The 20286-nt window shown below is 68.5% G+C and carries 1 protein-coding gene; it reads right to left on the bottom strand.

What is annotated here, in order from left to right; genetic code table 11:
* Positions 1 to 30 precede the first annotated feature (30 nt).
* The gene (locus tag ACIRJT_RS38370) at positions 31 to 20250 is read right to left on the bottom strand and encodes a non-ribosomal peptide synthase/polyketide synthase (protein WP_403919159.1); all 20220 of its coding nucleotides are present in this window, start codon (positions 20248 to 20250) and stop codon (positions 31 to 33) included.
* Positions 20251 to 20286 lie beyond the last annotated feature (36 nt).

Raw genomic sequence — 20286 nt, 5'->3', positions numbered from 1 at the left:
TCCATAATCTGATTGTTCGGGTCTTACTCTCTAGCGTCCGGCCGATTGGGGCATAATGCGCCGCAGCCTGTCCGCCACTATGGGACCAATTTCTTCCAGCGGCCCCTGGTTCAGCATCTGAGAATGCCGGGCACTGACCTTATGGAAGTCGATTCCTCCGGTGATGTGCTCGCTCCACATGCTCTTGGTGAGCGGGTTGTCCGATCCCTCACCGGCCGCAACGATGAGCGTTTCCGCGGATACGACGTGACTTTCGACCTGATTGCGGATACGAACGTTGTTGATCAGGACGTCGGCCAGTGTCCGCAATTCGGACTCCTTGAGCCCGGCGAGCACCGAATTCTTCTTCCGAAGGATTTCCGCGACACGGTCATGGCTCAGCGCTTTCGCTTCAACCTCGTCGACGTGGACGTCGAAGCCTTCAAGAATACCGCGGTACATGGTCGGCATGTCGATCTTAGAAGCGATCTCCTCCACTTCTGCCGCATTAATCTCCTTCCTTGGGTAGGCGTCGAGGAGTACCAGCAGCGCGATCCGCTTTCCACGGCGCTCCAGGAGCGCCGCGATGGTGTGGGCCAAGAGGCCACCGAAGGACCAACCGAGAAGGAAGTACGGGCCTTCCGGTTGCAGTCGGAGGATCCGCTGGACATAGTCCTCAGCCATGTCGTCCAGGGATTCCGGGAGCGGTTCCTGGCGCCGCATGCCGCGGGCCTGCAGTCCGTAAACCGGAATCTCCGGCGAGAGGTGCGTCAGGAGCCTCGAATAGGACCAGCTCAACCCGCTCACCGGGTGGATGCAGAAAAGGGGGCGCTGCCGTCCGTGCGTGCGCAGGGGCAGCAGGACATCCAGGCTTTCCTCCTCCTCACCCAGATCCATCCGCCGGGCCAGCGCTGCCACGGTGGGGCACTCGAACACTGCGCGAATGGGCAGTTCCACGCCCAACACCTCGCGTATCCGGCTGACCAGCCGGGCCGCCAGGAGGGAGTGTCCGCCCAGGTCGAAGAAGCCGTCCCCGATTCCGGCCTGTGGCACGTTCAGCACCTCGGCGAACAGATCGCACAGCACTTCTTCCTGCGGTGTCCTCGGCGCCCGGTTCCGGAGTCGGGTGGTGTAGTCCGGGGCCGGCAGGGCATCGCGGTCCAGTTTCCCGTTCGGGGTCAGGGGGAGCGCTTCGAGCGTCATCACGGTCGAAGGAACCATGTACTCCGGCAGGCGTTCCGCCGCGTGGTCGCGCAGTTCGCCGGGGCGGGGATCGACGCGGTCCTCGGGCACCACATAGCCCACGAGCCGAGTGTCGCCCGGTACGTCCTCCCGTGCCACCACGACTGCCTGCGCCACATCGGGGTGCCCGGCCAGCACGGCCTCTACCTCTCCGGGCTCGATGCGGTGGCCGCGCACCTTGACCTGCTCGTCCGCGCGCCCCGCGAACTCCAGGTCGCCATCGCGGTTCCACCGCACCAGGTCACCGGTCCGGTACATCCGCGCGCCCGGCTCGAAGGGACACGCCACAAACCGCTCCGCGGTCAGACCCGAACGCCCGTGGTAGCCGCGTGCCAGACCCGTACCGGAGACGTACAACTCGCCCGCGACACCCGTAGGAACCGGGCGCAACGCCTCGTCGAGCACATACACCCGGGTGTTCCAGAAGGGGCGGCCTATGAGGACGGGGCCGGCCGGGAGTCGCCTGCCCGGGGGGATCGCGTACTGCGTGCAGTTGACGGTCAGTTCCGTCGGGCCGTACGCGTTGATGATCTCTGCCCGGGGGTTCTGGTTCCGCCAATTCTCAACGGCTTCGCCGGTGAGGGCCTCGCCACCGAGGATCAGGGTGTCGGTCGGCGACCATCCCGCAGAGAGCCCGGTGAGCAGGGAAAGGTGCGAGGGGGTGACTTTGAGGAGCGTAACCGGAACGTCACCGGTCGGGGGCAGGTCATCCAGGTCTGCCAGGTGGACGCGGCCGCCGAGCGCCAGAGTGGTGTACAGGCCGGTCACCGTGAGGTCGAACGACATCGGGGACGGGACCAGCGTCGCGGCCCTCGCCGCCGTGTAATGCCGGGTGGACCAGCTCAGGTAGTCGGCCAGTGCGCCGTGCTCGACGATGACGCCCTTGGGGTGGCCCGTCGAACCCGAGGTGTAGATCAGGTACACCGGGTGCGAGGGGTCGAGGCTCGGCACCGGGTCGTAGTCGGGGTGGCCCGTCCATTCCCGGGACATCGTCTGCCCGTCGAGCACCAGCAGGGGCTGGGCATCGGCCAGCATGAAGGCGAGACGATCGGCCGGATGTGCCGGGTCCAGCGGCAGATATGCGCCGCCGGCCTTGAGGACGGCCAGCACCGCGATCACCATCTCCACGGACCGGGGCAGCGACACCCCCACGATGCGCTCCGGCCCCACGCCCCGCTCGATCAGGTAGTGGGCCAGCCGGTTCGCGCGAGCGTTCAGCTCCCCGTACGACAGCGACTGCTCGCGGCAGACCACCGCCACCGCATCCGGCGTCGCATGGGCCCGCTCGGTGAACAAATCCACCACGGTGGGCGCGGGCAGCTCGGCCGCGGTGTCGTTCCACTCCCGCAGGAGCTGCGTGCGCTCCCCGTCGAGCAGCACCTCCGCCTCGCCGATCGGCCGGTCCGGCCGCGCGACGACCTGCTCCAGCAGGCGCGTCCAGCGCGCCACCAGAGTCTCGGCCGTGATCCGGTCGAACAGGTCCGTCGCGTACTTCAGCACACCGCTCACGCCGGCCGGGCCGCCTGACTCATCATGATGTTCGACCATGTGGGCCGAGAGATCGACCTTCGACGTGTCCAGACCGACCGGCTCTTCCCGTACATCCAGACCCGGCAGGCCGACGGCGCTGCCCGATGCATTCTGCAGCACCAGCATCACCTGGAACAGCGGATGATGCGATGCGGAACGCTCGGGGTTGAGCGCCTCCACCAGATACTCGAACGGCACATCCTGGTGGGCGTAGGCGTCCAGGCTCGTCCGGCGGACCCGCGCCAGCAATTCCTGGAAGCTCGGGTCGCCGGAGGTGTCCGTACGGAGCACCAGCGTGTTGACGAAGAATCCGACGAGGTCGTCCAGGGCCTCATCCGTGCGGCCCGCGATCGGGGATCCCAGCGGAATGTCGGTACCCGCCCCCAGTCGGGTCAGCAGCGTCGCCATTCCGGCCTGCAGCACCATGAAGACGGTCGCGCCCGACTCCCGGGCCAGACCTGCCAGTGACCGGTGCAGTTCCGGGGTGAAGGCGAAGGGCAGGCCGGCACCCTCGTACGACTGTACAGCGGGGCGCTGCCGGTCCGCGGGTAGCGTCAACCTGGCGGGAAGTGCGGCCAGTTGTTCGGTCCAGTAGCCGACTTGCTGGGCGAAGACGCTGTCCGGGTCGGACTCCTCCCCCAGCAGTTCGCGCTGCCACAGCGTGTAGTCCACGTACTGGACGGCAAGTGCCGGCCATCGAGGGGCGTGGCCTTCGCTGCGGGCGGTGTAGGCGGTGGCCAGGTCCCGCATCAGCGGTCCGGTGGACCATCCGTCACCGGCGATGTGGTGCAGCAGGATGAGCAGCACGCACTCGTCGCCGCCGCAGTCGAACAGCCAGGCCCGGATGGGCGGCTCGACGGCCAGTTCGAAGTCGTACCGCGCGGCCCTCGCCACCTCCCGCGGCAGCTCGTCGGCGCTGACCGAGCGGGTTTCCCAGGTCAGTTCGTCGGCGGTCACGATCTTCTGGTGCGGCAAGCCGTCGACCTCGGGGAACACTGTGCGTAGGGATTCATGGCGGTCCACCACATCCCGCAGCGCGGCTCGCAGCGCCTCGTGGTGCACTCCGCCGGACAGGCGCAGAGCCAGCGGCATGTTGTACGCGGACGACGGCCCGTCCAGCTTGTGCAGGAACCACAGCCGGCGCTGGGCGAAGGACAGGGGCACCTCGTCCGGACGGGCCATCGGCACCAGAGCCGGGCGCGCCCGGTCGCCGCCGTCGTCCAGACGCCGGGCCAGTCCGGCGACGGTCGGCGTCTCGAACACCACGGCGATGGGCAGTTCCACACCGAGCGTGGTACGCACCCGGCTGGCCAGCCGGGTGGCGAGCAGTGAGTGGCCGCCGAGATCGAAAAAGCTGTCGTCGATGCCGACCTCGGGCAGGCCCAGGACCTCGGAGAACAGCCCGCACAGCGCCTGCTCCCGCGGGGTGCGCGGTGCGCGGCCGCCTCTGAACAGGGCGTAGTCCGGCGCCGGCAGCGCCTTGCGGTCCAGCTTGCCGATGGGGCTCAGGGGCAGCTCATCCAGCAGCACGAAGGCCGCGGGCACCATGTACTCCGGCAGCCACTGACTCAGCCGGGCGCGCAGCTCCTCGTTCAGGCCCCGTAGCCGGTGAGTGGCCGCGGGCTGGTTGGCCAGCCTGTCGTGGTGTACGGCCGAATCGCCGCCAAGGGTTATCTCGCCGCTGCGATAGGCGGCCACCGGCTGCGTCGCCCCCGAGGGGAGGAAGACCGCATCGAAGCGGTCGTCGCGTCCCGACTTCGCCCAAGTCGCCACCGCGCGGAATCCCTGCGCGAAAGCCACTTCGTGGCAGGCTTCGGGGTCCAGACCAGCGGTGCCGACCTGGTCGATCCGGTCCAGCACCCGGCTTGCGGTGCTCCCGGCCCGTATTTCCCTCATCGCGCCGTAGTCGGCGAGCAGCCGACCGTTGGGGATGTCGTTGCAGCGGACGCCCGTCGGGTGGGTGCGCAGCGCCTCCCGGATGCCCTCGAGGAGGTCCTCGCCCGGCTCGGACCAGGTGATCTCCGGCAAGGAGTCGACCGCCAGCGGAACCAGTGGTGCCTTGCAGAGGACGACGTCGTAGCGGTAGCGGGACAGCTCGTTCGCGTACGCGCCGCGCTTCAGCCTGATGTCGACGCCGCCGATCTGATCGAGGCCCGACCCGAGGCCGACGAAGAAGTCCGGGGAGAGCAGCAGCTCCTCTTCCCCGGTGACCTTCTGCTCGATGGCCGCGCGGATGGCGCCCATGTCGACGCGGGCGGTGAGCCCGTGGCCGGCGACACCGCTGTGCAGGGAGCGCAGCAGACGCAGGTTCCGGATGTCACCCAGGTAGAGCGACCCGCCCGGTGCCAGGAGGTCCAGGCACGTGCGGATCACCTCGACGAGGTACTGGGAGTGCGGGAAGTACTGGACGACCGAGTTGATGACGATCGTGTCGAAATACTCCCGAGGAAGGCCGGAGTCGTCATCGGCGGGCTGGGCACGCAGTTCGACCGTCGTGTCCAGGTCTCCGAGGGCGGCAAGGCGTCCGCGCAGCGCGTCGATCGCCGACGGGGAGAAGTCCGTGCCCCAGTACGTCTCGCAGTGGGGTGCCACCTGCGACAGGATCAGACCGTTTCCGACGCCGATCTCCAGTACGCGCCTGGGTTCGAGCTCCAGGATTCGTTCGACGGCGGAGCTGCGCCACGCCTCCATTTCGGCGAGCGGGATCGCGGTGCCGTCGTAGCTGCTGCGCCAGATCCCGAAGTCCTCCCAGAAGCCGTCGTTCGCCAGCTGGTCGCGGTACTGGGACTCGTACACCTCCTGCCACGACTCGATCTGCCGGGCCTCCTCCTGGGCGTCGCCGGCGGCGGCCCACTCCCGGCCGGGCACCACATAGCCGACGAGTTTCTGGTCGCCGTTGCCGTCGTCGCGGACGAGCACGGCGGCCTCCGCCACGCCCTCCTGCTGGGAGAGGGCGGCCTCGACCTCGCCCAGTTCGATCCGGAAACCCCGCATCTTGACCTGGTCGTCGGCTCGGCCGACGAAGTCGAGGCCGCCGTCGCGGCGCCAGCGCACCAGGTCTCCGGTGCGGTACAGCCGGGCGCCGGGCCCCCCGAACGGATTCGCGACAAAGCGTTCGGCCGTGAGGGCGGGGCGACGGAGGTAGCCGCGTGCCAGGGCGACGCCGGCGACGTACAGCTCTCCGGCCACGCCCGGCGGAACGGGCCGCAGGTGCGGGTCCAGGACGTAGACGCGGACGTTCGGCATGGGCGTGCCGATCCATGGGGTATGCTCGCCGCTCTCCACCGCGCCCAGCGTGTTCCACACCGTGGTCTCGGTCGGGCCGTAGAGGTTGATGAGCTCGCAGCCCGCCGCGCACAGCGCTGCGGCCAGGCTGCTCGACAGCGCCTCGCCACCGACGAGCAGCCGTACACCGGCCAGGCCCTCGGGTGCGGCGGTCACCATCGACCGGTACACCGAAGGCGTGGCCTGAAGGACGGTCGCCCCGCGCTCGGCCACGAGTGCCGAGAGTGCGGCGGGATCCTTGGTGACGGCCGAGGGGGCGATCACCACGCTGCCGCCGTTGAGGAGCGGTACATAGATCTCGACGGCGGCGATGTCGAAGGCGAGGGTGGTCGCCGCGACCATGCGGTCCTGCCCGGTGAACGGGATGCGGGTGCCGAGCCCATCGAGGAAGTTGGTGATGCTCGCGTAGGAGATCACCACACCCTTGGGCCGTCCGGTAGAACCGGATGTGTAGATGACGTAGGCGGCGTTGTCCGCATGGACCGGCAGGTTCGGGTCGGACGCGTCGAGTGTGCCCAGCTCCCGTTCCACGGCGGGGTCGCCGAGTACGACACGGGGCACACCGGACGCCGGCAGCCGCTCTCCCGCCACCGCGGTGGTGATCACCACCGCCGGAGCCGCGTCCTCGAGCAGGAACGCCAGCCGGTCGGCGGGGTGGCCGGGGTCCATCGGCAGATACGTCGCCCCCGCCTTGAGGACGGCGAGCATGGACACGACCATGTCCGCCGTTCTCGGCAGCGCCAGGGCCACGACCGTCTCCGCGCCGATGCCCTGGTTGGCCAGGTGCCGGGCGAGACGGTTGGCCCGCTCGTCGAGCTGACGGTAGGTGAGTTCCGCGTGCTCACAGCTGACGGCCGACGCATCCGGTGTCAGTGCCGCCTGTCGCGCGATCTTCTCGTGCGGCCACTGCGCGGACAGCGGTACGGCGGTCGCGTTGCGAGACTCGACCAGTTCGCCGTACTCCTCGGCGGACAGCAGCCCTGCCTCCGCGATGCGTACGAGCGGATCGCGGACCACGGCGCACAGCAGATTCCGGTACCACACCGCGATGCACTCGATGGTCTCGCGGTCGAACAGCTCCGTGGCGTACTCGATCCGGCCGAGCAGGCCGTCGGGCGATCCCGCTTCGGTCTGCGTCTCCACCAGACTCACGAACATGTCGAACTTGGCGCTCACGCGCTCGACCTGGTGCGGGGTGGCCTCGAGATCATGCACCCACCTCGCGGGGTAGTCGACGTTCTGCAGCGCGAACATCACCTGGAACAAGGCGTTGCTGGACAGGGAGCGAGCGGGGTTGATCGCCTCCACGAGGTACTCGAAGGGCAAGTCCTGGTTGGCGTAGGCGTCCAGCGTGGTGGCCCGGACCCGGGCGAGGAGTTCGTCGAACCGGGGGTTTCCGCCGGTGTCCGTCCGCAGCACCAGGGTGTTGACGAAGAACCCGACGAGCGGGCGCAGGGCGTCATCGGTACGGCCTGCGATGGGCGTGCCGAGCGGGATGTCGGTCCCCGCGCCGAGGCGCGTCAGCAGCGCGGCAAAGGCGGCCTGCAGGACCATGAACAGGGTGGTCCCCGTCTTCTTCGCCAGATCGGCCAACCCTGCATGCAGCTCGGCGTCCAGGGCCCACGTCACACCGGCGCCCCGGTAGTCGGCAACGGCGGGACGGGGGCGGTCCGTGGGCAGCTCAAGCTGTGCGGGGATGCCGTCGAGAGCGTCCGTCCAGTACGTCAGTTGCGCGGACACGATGCTGTCCGGATCGTCGATCCGGCCGAACAGATGGTGCTGCCAGATCGAGTAATCCACGTATTGCACAGGCAGCGGCGCCCACTCCGGCGGCCGTCCCTCCAGCCTCGCCTGATACGCATCACCGAGGTCGCGCATGAGCGGCGCCCGCGACGAGCCGTCACCGGCGATGTGGTGAAGCAACACAACCAGCAGGGCGTCGTCCTCGTCGGTGGCGGCGCGGTCCGTGCCGTGCCGGAGCGGCGGCAGGAGCCAGGCGCGCACCGGCAGCCCGGTGAGAAGGTCGAAGCGGTGATCGGCCAGCTTCTGCACGGTCTCTTCCCTGCGTGCCGCCTCGACCTCCACGACCTCCCAACTCAGCGGGAACTCTTCACGGTCCAGCACCACCTGTTCGGGCTCGCCGTCCCGCTCGGGGAAGACCGTACGCAGCGATTCGTGCCGCGCCACGACATCACGCAGCGCGGCCTGCAGCGCCACATGGTCCACCTCGCCGGGCAGCCGCAGTGCCATCGGCAGGTTGTACGTGGCCGAAGGGCCCTCCAGCTTGTGCAGGAACCACAGCCGGCGCTGTGCAAACGACAGCGGGATACGATCCGGGCGCGGCACAGGCACCAGTGCGGGACGCGCCGGCGCCGCCCGGTCCAGTCGCAGGGCCAGCTCCGCCACGGTCGGGACGTCGAAGATGGTGGCGATGGCCACCTCGACACCCAGAACGCTACGGATCCGGCCGACGAGCCGGGTCACCAGCAGCGAGTGACCGCCCCGATCGAAGAATCCGTCGTCGACACCGACCGTCGGCACACCCAGCACCTCAGCGAACAGAGCGCACAGCACCTCTTCCTGAGGATTGCGCGGGGATCGCCCGCCGCTGAGCACGCCGTAATCGGGAGCAGGCAGGGCTTTGCGGTCCAGTTTGCCGTGCCGGGTCAGTGGCAGCCGGTCGAGCTCGACGACTGCCGAGGGCACCATGTAGGAAGGAAGAGAGGCCGCGGCGTAGACGCGCAGCGCCTCCGGGTCGGTCCGGTCATCGCTGTGCGCGGGGACGACGTAGGCAGTGAGCCGGGCGTCTCCGGTGCGGTCCTCCCGTACGACCACGGCAGCCTGGGCCACACCGGGATGTCCGGCCAGCACCTGCGTGATCTCGCCGGGCTCGATGCGATATCCGCGCACCTTCACCTGGTCGTCAGCGCGGCCCACGAACTCGAGATTGCCTTCGTGGTTCCAGCGGACCGCGTCCCCGGTGCGATACATCCGCGCACCGGGCTCGAAGGGGCAGGCCACAAAGCGTTCTGCGGTAAGCCCCGAGCGGTCCCAGTATCCGCGGGCCAGACCCGCGCCTGAGACATACAGCTCACCGGTCACTCCCGCGGGTACGGGATGCAGCCCCTCGTCGAGGACGTACACCCGCGTGTTCCAGAACGGCCGCCCGATCGGCACCGCACCCGTCGGCACCTCGGCGCCCGACGGCAGCTCGAACTGTGTGCAGTTGACGGTCAGCTCCGTCGGGCCGTACACATTGATCACCCGCACCTGGCGATTCCGGCTTCGCCACGGGGCAAGGGCTTCGCCGGTCAGCGCCTCACCGCCCAAGATCAAGGTGTCGGACGGCGCCCACGGGTCGGGCAACCGCTCCAGCAGCGGAAGGTGCGACGGGGTCGCCTTGAGCAGCGCCACCGGTCGTGCGGACGTCGCCGGCTGCTCCTCCAGGTCGGCCAGGTACACACAGCCGCCCAGTGCCAGCGTCGTATACAGGCCCGTCACCGTCAGATCGAAGGACAGCGGGGAAGACACCAGCGTCGCCGCCCCGGCCGCCGGATAATGCCGCGTTGACCAGGCGAGATAGTTGGCCAGCGCGCCGTGCTCGGCCACCACCCCCTTCGGCCGCCCCGTCGAACCCGACGTATAGATCAGATACGCCGTCTGGAACGGGTCGAGTCGCGGATGCGGATTGCTGTCCGGCCGGTCACCGAGGTCTTCGCTCAGCAGTTCCTCGTCGAGTACGAGCAGGGGTCGGGCGTCGTCCAGCATGAAGGAGAGGCGGTCGTCCGGATACGCCGGGTCGAGTGGCAAGTATGCGCCGCCGGCCTTGAGGACGGCGAGCACCGCCACGACCATCTCCACGGACCGAGGCAGCAGCACCCCCACGATCCGCTCCGGACCCACGCCCCGCTCGATCAGGAAGTGCGCCAGTCGGTTCGCCCGCGCATTCAATGCCTCGTACGAGAGCGACTCCTCGCCACAGACCACCGCCACCGCATCCGGTACCAAGGCCGCCCGCTCGGTGAACAACTCCACCACCGACGGCGTCGCCAGCCCGCTCGCGGTGTCGTTCCACTCCAGCAGCAGCCGGTCCCGCTCGCCTTCGAGCAGCACCTCCACCGCGCCGATCCGCAGCGTCGGATCAGCCGCCACCTGTTCCAGCAGCCCGATCCAGCGCGCCACCAACAACTCGGCCGTCCCATGGTCGAACAGATCGGCCGCGTACTTCAGCACACCGCTCACGCCCGCCGGCGCGCCCGACGCATCGACCCGCTCAACCATGTTCGCCGATAGATCGACCTTGGAGGTGTCCATGTCGACGAGCTCTTCGCTGATCCGCAGACCCGACAATTCGATGCCCGCGTCCTTGGAGTTCTGAAGGACCAGCATGACCTGGAACAGCGGGTGATGTGCGGTGGACCGCTGCGGATTGAGCACCTCCACCAGATACTCGAAGGGCACGTCCTGGTGCTCGTATGCCGCCAGGCTCGTCTCCCGTACCCGGCCCAGCAGTTCCTCGAAGGTCGGGTTGCCGGAGGTGTCAGTACGTAGTACCAGCGTGTTCAGGAACAGCCCGACGAGATCGTGCAGGGCCTCGTCCGTGCGACCCGCGATCGGCGAACCGAGCGGAATGTCGGTGCCCGCGCCGAGCCGGGTCAGCAGCGCCGCCATACTCGCCTGCAGCGCCATGAACACCGTGGAGTCGGCGCACTGTGCCAGTGCGGCGAGTCTCCGGTGCAGGGCCGGGGTCAACTCAAAGGGAGTGTACGAGCCCCGGTACGAGGCCGTCGCCGGGCGCGTTCTGTCCGTGGGAAGCGGCAGCACCTCGGGGAGTTGGTCCAGTTGCCCCCTCCAGTAGGCGACCTGCCGGGAAAAGATACTGTCCGGGTCGGACTCCTCTCCCAGCAACTGCCGCTGCCAGAGGGTGTAGTCCGCGTACTGCACCGGTAGCGGGGTCCACGAGGGGGCCCGGCCTGCGCAACGGGCGGTGTAGGCAGTGACGATGTCGTGCGCCAGCGGCCCCATTGACCATCCGTCGCTGGCGATGTGGTGCAGTAGCACCATCAGGACGCGCTCGGTGCCGTCCTCGCTCACGGCCGTGTCGCGGTCATCGGCCCGGACGGTGAACAGCGTGGCGCGGATCGGTATCTCGGTGGACAGATCGAAACCATAGCGGGCCGCAGCCGCGAGCGCGTCCGGGAGTTCCCGTTCGCTGACGGTGCGGGTGTCCCACGACGGCTCCGCCGCGTGCGGGGCGAGGATCAGCTGCCGGGGCTCGGCATCGTGCTCGGGGAACACCGTGCGCAGCGCTTCGTGCCGACCGATGACATCGCGCAGGGCGGCGTACAGCGCCTCGCGGTCCACGTCGTCGGACAGCCGCAGTGCCAGCGGCGAATTGTAGGTGGGCGAGGGGCCTTCCAGCTTGTGCAGGAACCACAGCCGGCGCTGTGCGAACGACAGCGGAATCGTCTCCGGACGGTGTGCGGCCACTACCGGCGGACGTACCGGGCCGTCTCCTGCGCCGCCCGTGTTCAGTCGTTGTGCCAGCGCCGCCACGGTGGGTGCGTCGAAGACGGTGGCGATCGCGACCTCGATGCCGATGTCCCTGCGGATGCGGCTGACAAGCCGGGTGACGAGGAGCGAATGCCCGCCCAGGTCGAAGAATCCGTCATCGACACCGACCCGCGGCACACCCAGCACCTCGGCGAACAGCCCGCACAGCACCTCTTCCTGTGGTGTGCGCGGGGCCCGGCCACCGCTGACGACAGCGTAATCCGGAGCCGGCAGGGCCTTGCGGTCCAGCTTGCCGTTCGGAGTCAGCGGCAAGCTGTCCAGCACCACCACCACCGACGGCACCATGAACCCGGGAAGCAGACCCGCCACATGGGCCCGCAGCTCTTCGCCGCCGACCTCGTCGTCACCGGCCATCGCCACATAAGCCACCAGCCTGGTGTCACCGGGAGTGTCCTCCCGCGCCACGACCACGGCCTGCGCCACCGCCAGGTGACCGGTCAGGACCGCTTCCACCTCGCCTGGTTCGATACGGAAACCCCGCACCTTGATCTGCTGGTCGGCGCGCCCGGCGAATTCCAGCTCACCCTCCGCGTTCCAGCGGAGCACATCACCGGTGCGGTACATCCGGGTGCCGGGCTCGAAGGGGCAGGCCACGAAGCGTTCGGCGGTGAGCCCTGCGCGATCCCAGTAGCCGCGGGCGAGACCGGCGCCGGATACATACAGCTCACCAGCCACACCCGGAGGCACCGGGCGCAGCTGTGCGTCGAGGACGTACATCCGTGTGTTCCAGAAGGGCCGTCCGACGGGCAGCACTCCGGGCCGGGGCCGAGTACCGGGCTCCAGGCGGTATTCAGTGGAGTTGACGGTCAGTTCCGTCGCTCCGTAGACGTTGATGACGGTGGCCTCGGGGTTCCGGTGGCGCCAGGTTTCCAGGGCCTCGCCGGTGAGGGCCTCGCCGCCGAGGATCAGGGTCTCCGTAGGCGACCATCCCGCGGGCAGCTCGTTGAGCATCGGCAGATGCGACGGGGTGACCTTGAGCAGCGCCACCGGAACATCGGCTGTCGGCGGCAGATCCTCCAGGTCGGCGAGGTAGACGCGGCCGCCCAGCGCCAGCGTGGTGTACAGGCCGGTCACCGTGAGGTCGAAGGAGATGGGGGACGGAACCAGCGTCGCCGTTGCGGCGCCCGGGTAGTGGCGCGTCGACCACTGCAGGTAGTGGGCGAGGGAGCCGTGCTCGATGATCGTGCCCTTGGGCCGCCCGGTCGAGCCCGATGTATAGATCACATACGCCGTATGCGCGGGCTCGGGCCGCCCCTCCGGGGCTGTATCGGGGTATGCGCTCCGGTCCTGGCCCAGCACGTCACCGTCGAGCACCAGCAGCGGCCGGGCATCGGCCAGCATGAACTCCAGGCGGTCCGCCGGGTATGAGGGATCCAGGGGCAGATAGGCTCCGCCGGCCTTGAGGACCGCGAGCACGGCGACCACCATGCCGACCGACCGAGGCAGGGACACCCCTACGAGCCGCTCCGGCCCTACGCCGCGCTCGATCAAGTAATGCGCCAGGCGATTCGCCCGGGCGTTCAGCTCCCCGTACGACAGGGAATCCGCGCCGGAGACCACGGCCGTCGCCCCGGGCACGGAGCGGACCTGCGCGGCGAACAGCTCCACCACCGTCGGCGCGGGCAGTTCCGTCGCGGTGTCGTTCCAGTCCACAAGGACGCGGTCCCGCTCACCCTCGAGCAGGATCTCCGCCTGGCCGATGGGCCGGTCCGGGTTCGCCACGACCTGTTCCAGGAGCAGCGCCCACCGCGCGACCAAGGACTCCATCGTGGAGTGTTCGAACAGATCGGTCGAGTACTTCAGCGCCCCCTGGATGCCTGCCGGTGCTCCCGACGCATCGTGGCGCTCGATCACATTGACGGAGAGGTCGACCTTCGACACCTCGACATCGACGGGTTCCTCGCTGACCTGAAGACCCGGCATCGCGACATCGCCGCCGGCGACGCTCTGCAGCGTCAGCATCACCTGGAACAGGGGATGGTGTGACGCCGAGCGCTGCGGATTCAACGTCTCCACCAGGTACTCGAACGGTATGTCCTGATGGGTGTAGGCCGCGAGGTTCGTCTCGCGGACGCGGGCCAGCAGCGTGGTGAAACTCGGGTCGCCGGAGGTGTCCGTGCGCAGCACCAGCGTGTTGAGGAACAGACCGACGAGATCGTCCAGGGCCTCGTCCGTGCGACCCGCGATCGGGGACCCCAGCGGAATATCCGTCCCCGCACCCAGTCGGGTCAGCAGCGCCGCCATCCCCGCCTGTAGCACCATGAAGACCGTCGCGCCCGCATCCCGGGCCAGACCGAGCAGGCCGCGATGAAGCTCGGCGTCCAGCTCGAAGGCCACGTCGGCACCGTCATACGACTGCACGGCGGGACGCGGACGGTCCAACGGCAGCAGCAGGACATCGGGCAGGTCCGCCAACCGCTCCGCCCAATAACCGACTTGCCTGGCGAACACGCTGCCCGCAGCGGACTCGTCACCGAGCAGCTCCCGCTGCCACAGCGTGTAATCCGCGTACTGCACAGGCAATTCCGCCCACGACGGGTCCTGCCCCGCGCTGCGAGCCGCGTACGCCGCAACGAGGTCGGCGGCAAGCGGGCCCGTCGACCAGCCATCAGTGGCGATGTGGTGCAGCAGAATCACCAGGACGTGGTCGTCACCGGACTCGAACAGACAGATCCGGACCGGTATCTCCGAGGAGAGATCGAACGCGTAACCCGCTGCGGTTTCCAGGGCGCCCGGCAGCTCCTGCTCGCTGACCGAGCGGGTCTCCCACGTCAGCCGTACTCGGTCGTGCTCGATGACGGACTGCCGGGGCTCACCGTCCTGCTCCGGGAACACGGTGCGCAGCGACTCGTGCCGCCGCACCACGTCCAGCAGCGCCGCCCGCAGCGCCGGCTGATTCAGTCGGCCGGTCAGTCGCAGGACCAGAGGAGAGTTGTAGGTGGCCGAGGGGCCTTCGAGTTTGTGCAGGAACCACAGGCGGCGCTGGGCGAAGGAGAGCGGGATGTGGTGCGGGCGCGGCATCCGGACGAGCGCAGGGCGCACCTGCCCGTCACCGTCCAGCCCCTGGGCCAGTTCCGCGACCGTGGGGGCGTCGAAGACCGTCGCGATGGCCACCTCGACACCCAGCACGCTGCGGATACGGCTGACGAGCCGGGTGACGAGGAGCGAATGCCCGCCCAGGTCGAAGAATCCGTCATCGACACCGACCCGCGGCACACCCAGCACCTCGGCGAACAGCCCGCACAACACCTCTTCCTGTGGTGTGCGCGGGGCCCGGCCACCGCTGACGACAGCGTAATCCGGAGCCGGCAGGGCCTTGCGGTCCAGCTTGCCGTTCGGAGTCAGCGGCAACCGGTCCAGCACCACCACCACCGACGGCACCATGAACCCGGGAAGCAGACCCGCCACATGGGCCCGCAGCTCTTCGCCGCCGACCTCGTCGTCACCGGCCATCACCACATAAGCCACCAGCCTGGTGTCACCGGGAGTGTCCTCCCGCGCCACGACCACGGCCTGCGCCACCGCCAGGTGACCGGTCAGGACCGCTTCCACCTCGCCTGGTTCGATACGGAAACCCCGCACCTTCACCTGTTCATCGGCACGGCCCGCGAACTCCAGGTCGCCGTCGCGGTTCCAGCGGACCAGGTCGCCCGTGCGGTACATCCGCGCACCTGGCTCGAAGGGGCAGGCGACAAAGCGTTCGGCGGTCAGCCCCGGCCGATCCCAGTAGCCTCGGGCCAGGCCGGCTCCGGACACATACAACTCACCGGCCACACCCGGAGGCACCGGGCGCAGCCGCGCATCGAGGACGTAGACACGGATGTGGGGGAACGGGCGGCCGATCGGCGCCACGCCGCCGGCCGACAGGGCATCGGCGGACAGCGCCCCGCTCATGGTGGCGACCACCGTCGATTCGGTCGGCCCATAGGCGTTGATGACCCGGCGCCCGCCTACCGCCCACTTGGCCGCCAGCTCCGGCGTGCACGTCTCGCCGCCCAGGACCACGGTCGCCAGGTCCGGCAGCACGGACTCCGGTCGGTCGAGCGGAATCGAGCGCAGCACCGCAACCGGAATCTGCACATGCGTGATCCGCCGGTCGGCCAGTACGCCGAGCAATGCCTCGCCCGCCGTATCATCCCGGCCAGGCAGCACCAAGGCCGCGCCCGCGACGAATGCGGTGCACAGGTCGGCGAAGGAGACATCGAAGCTGAGGGAGGCGACCTGGAGAAGCCGACTCTCGGCACTCACCGCCATCCGCTCCCGCTGGGTGGCCGCCATGGCGGCCACCCCGGAGTGGGAGACCAGTACGCCCTTGGGACGGCCAGTGGACCCGGAGGTGTAGATGAGGTAGGCCGGATGCGAGGGCTCCAGGCGTGTTTGCGGATCCTCGGCCGGGTAGGCGCTCCTGTCGACGGCGAGAAAGTCCTGGTCCAGCACCAACAGAGGCCTGGCGTCGGTCAGCATGAACTCCAGGCGCTCGGCCGGGTATGCCGGATCAAGCGGCAGATACGCACCCCCAGCCTTGAGCACGGCCAAGACGGCGACCACCATCTCGACTGACCGGGGCAACAGCACCCCCACAACCCGCTCAGGACCGACGCCCCGCTCGATGAGATGATGCGCCAGCCGGTTCGCCCGGGAATTCAGCTTCCCGTACGACACCGACACCCCATCACCGCCAACCACCGCCACCGCATCCGGCACCGACCGCGCCCGCTCGCTGAACAGGTCCGCCAAGGTGGCGAAGGGGGTCTCAGGGGCGGTGTCGCTGCAGGCGGTCAACAGCCGGTCCCGCTCACCTTCGAGCAGAATCTCCGCCTCGCTGATCGGCCGCCCCGGGTCGGAGACCGCGTGCTCCAGCAACCGCAACCACCGCGCGACCAGCGACTCGACCGTGGACCGGTCGAACAGATCCGTCGCATATTCCAGCAGCGCGTCGATCCCAGCCGGGGCGCCGGACTCATCGTGCCGTTCCACCACATTGAGTGAGAGGTCGACCTTCGACACTCCCACGTCCACCTGTTCGGCGCTGACCTGAAGTCCGGGCAACTCGAAGTCCGCAGAGGGTGCATTCTGCAAGGCCAACATCACCTGGAAGAGCGGGTGATGCGACAGCGAACGCCGTGGGTTGAGCACCTCCACCAAGTACTCGAACGGCACGTCCTGATGCGCGTACGCGGCCAGGCTCGTCTCCCGGACCTGGGCCATCAGCTCCAGGAAAGTCGGATCGTTCGAGGTGTCGGTTCGCAGCACGAACGTGTTGACGAAGAGGCCGACGAGATCGTCCATGGCCTCGTCGGTACGGCCGGCGACCGGTGTACCGAGCGCAATATCCGTTCCCGCTCCCATCCGGGTGAGAAATGCCGCAGTTGCCGCTTGCAGCACCATGAAAACGGTCGCACCGTTGCCGCTCGCCAAGGCGGCGAGATCCCGGTGGAGCTCACGGCCGATCGCAAAGGTGACGTACGAGCCCTGATAAGAGGACACGGCGGGCCGCGGACGGTCGGCTGGCAGACTCAGCAGATCAGGCAAGCCGGCCAGCTGTCCCATCCAATAGTCGACCTGCCCGGAGAAGACACTGTCCGGGTCGGATTCGTCTCCCAGGAGTTCACGCTGCCACAGCGTGTAATCCGCATACTGTGCGGGCAGTTCGGTCCACGACGGAACCACTCCGGCGCACCGGGCCGAATATGCCGTGACGATGTCGCGCGCCAGCGGCCCCACCGACCAGCCGTCGCCGGCGATGTGATGGACGAGAATCATCAGGACCTGCTCGTCGCCGCAGTCGAACAGGCGGCCGCGAACGGGAATGTCCGTGGCGAGGTCGAAAGGATGACTCGCCGCAGCCTCCAGCTCCGCAGGCAGTTCCGCCTCGGTCGACGACTGCACCGTCCAGCCCAACTCAATGTCGTCGAGATCCAGCACCACCTGCTCCGGCCGACCGTCCTGTGCGGGGAAGACCGTACGGAGGGACTCATGCCGCTCCACCACATCCCGCAGCGCGTCGAGCAGCGCCGACGGGTCCACCCAGCCCCGCAACCGCAGTACCAAAGGCATGTTGTAGGTGGGTGAGGGGCCTTCGAGTTTGTGCAGGAACCACAGGCGGCGCTGGGCGAAGGAGAGTGGGATGTGGTGCGGGCGCGGCATCCGGACGAGCGCAGGGCGCACCTGCCCGTCGCCGTCCAGCCGCTGGGCCAGTTCCGCGACCGTGGGGGCGTCGAAGACCGTCGCGATGGCCACCTCGACACCCAGCACACTGCGGATACGGCTGACGAGCCGGGTGACGAGGAGCGAATGCCCGCCCAGGTCGAAGAATCCGTCATCGACACCGACCCGCGGCACACCCAGCACCTCGGCGAACAGCCCGCACAACACCTCTTCCTGTGGTGTGCGCGGGGCCCGGCCACCGCTGACGACAGCGTAATCCGGAGCCGGCAGGGCCTTGCGGTCCAGCTTGCCGTTCGGAGTCAGCGGCAACCGGTCCAGCACCACCACCACCGACGGCACCATGAACCCGGGAAGCAGACCCGCCACATGGGCCCGTGCCGTGGCGGCCAACGTGCCCGCCGCGTGTGTGCCCGCCGGATTGTTCACCCAGGGCCCCGTCTCGGCCACCGGCCGGTACGCACCCGACACCGCCCGGCTCCCCGCAGGACACAGCAGCGCCTCGAACCACTCCGGTCCGTCCGGCGACCCGGTCAACACCACCTGCTTCCCATGTTCTTCGCCCCAGTGGGCGAACACCTCCGGGTCCATGGTGTCGACCGCACCGCAATCGGTGACCGCTCCTCGGCACTCGTCCGCCAGCCGGGCATTGGGAATGCCGGTCACCCGCAGGCCCGTGTCCGGTCCGCCGAGCCGCGACCGCAGATCCGCGAGATCGGAGACATCCCGGCCCCACACGAGTTCCTGCAATTCGGCGACCGAGGTGGTCGCGGCGTCGGCGGAATGCAACACCACCTCGTAGCGGTACCGCGTCAGCTCATTGTGATACCCACCCCGCTTCAACCGCACATCCACCGCACCCAGACGGTCATCACGCCGTGCGAAATCGACAAAGAACTCCGGCGCCACCAACAACTCCGGTTCCGCACGCAGCGCCTGCTCCACCGCCGCATCCAACCGCGCCGAATCCGCATCCGCGCCGAACCGCAGCACCTGAATCGCCACCTGGAACTGCCGGGCCATACGAACATCGCGGATATCACCCAGGACAATGCGCCCGCCCGGAGCAAGCAGCCGAAGAACCGCATCCAGCACCCGCGCCAGATAGTCACCGGTGGGGAAATACTGCACCACCGAATTCAGCACGATCGTGTCAAAATAACCATCCGGCAGACCCTCGGTGTCGTCGGCGGCCTGACACCGCAACCACACCCGGTCAGCCAGACCCGCATCCGCGACCTGACGCTCCAGCCGACCGATCACATTCGCCGAAAAATCCGTCGCCCAGTACTGCTCACATTCCTTGGCCAGATGCGCGAGCAGCAGACCCGAGCCGACGCCGATCTCCAGCATGCGGCGCGGACGGAATTCTCTGATCCTCCTCACCGCCGCGTCGCGCCACTCCCGCATCTCGGTTAGCGGAATCGCCTCATCGGTATAGGAACTGTTCCAACCGGTGAAATCCTCACCGAATTCTTCCTCGGTGCCGCCGGAGTAGACCGATTCGTAAATCTGCTGCCAGTCGCGGACCTGGCCCTCTTTCCGCCCCTGTTCGCTCGGGGCTTCGGGAACCACGAAGGCGACCAGCCGCGCATCCCCCGAGGCGTCCTCCCGGGCGACCACCACCGCCTGCGCCACTTCCGGATGCTCGGCCAGCACAGCCTCGATCTCACCCGGTTCGATACGGAAGCCGCGAATCTTCACCTGCTCATCGGCACGACCCACGAACTCCAGCTCACCATCGTGATTCCACCGCGCCACATCTCCCGTGCGATACATCCGCACACCGGCCTCAAAGGGACAGGCCACAAACCGTTCAGCAGTCAGACCCGCACGACCCCGATAACCGCGCGCCACTCCCACACCGGAGACATACAACTCACCCTCCACGCCCGGCGGAACCGGTCGCAGCCCTTCGTCCAGCACATACACCCTGGTACCGGTCACCGGCCCACCGATCGGCACCGGCCCACCCGCCGACAACGGCCCACTCATCGACACACACACCGTCGACTCGGTCGGCCCATACGCATTGACCACCCGACGGCCGCGAGCCCAACGCGCCACCAACTTCGGCGGACACACCTCACCCGCCAACGCCACCACCGCAAGATCCGGCAGCCGCTCCTCCACACCGACCGGCACCGACGCCAACACCGACGCCGGCAACGTCACATGCGAAACCCGACCCTCACCCAGCACACGGCCGAGCCCCTCACCCGACAGCCCGTCCCGACCAGGAACAACCAGCGTCGCACCACTACCGAAAACCATCACCAATTCCCAGAACGCCGCATCAAAACTCGGCGACGAGAACTGCAGGACCCGACTGTCCGCGGTCACCCCCAGCCGGTCCCGCTGAGCAGCGGCCAGACTCGCCACACCACTGTGCGACACCAACACACCCTTGGGCCGCCCCGTCGAACCCGAGGTATAGATCACATACGCCGGGTGCGCCGGATCCAGCCGACGCACCGGGTCACTGTCCGGGAATCCACTCCAGTCCTGGCG

It is taken from the genome of Streptomyces sp. NPDC102283 (assembly GCF_044766265.1).
In the GTDB taxonomy this organism is placed as follows: domain Bacteria; phylum Actinomycetota; class Actinomycetes; order Streptomycetales; family Streptomycetaceae; genus Streptomyces.
This window is presented reverse-complemented; position numbering and strand designations above follow the sequence as displayed.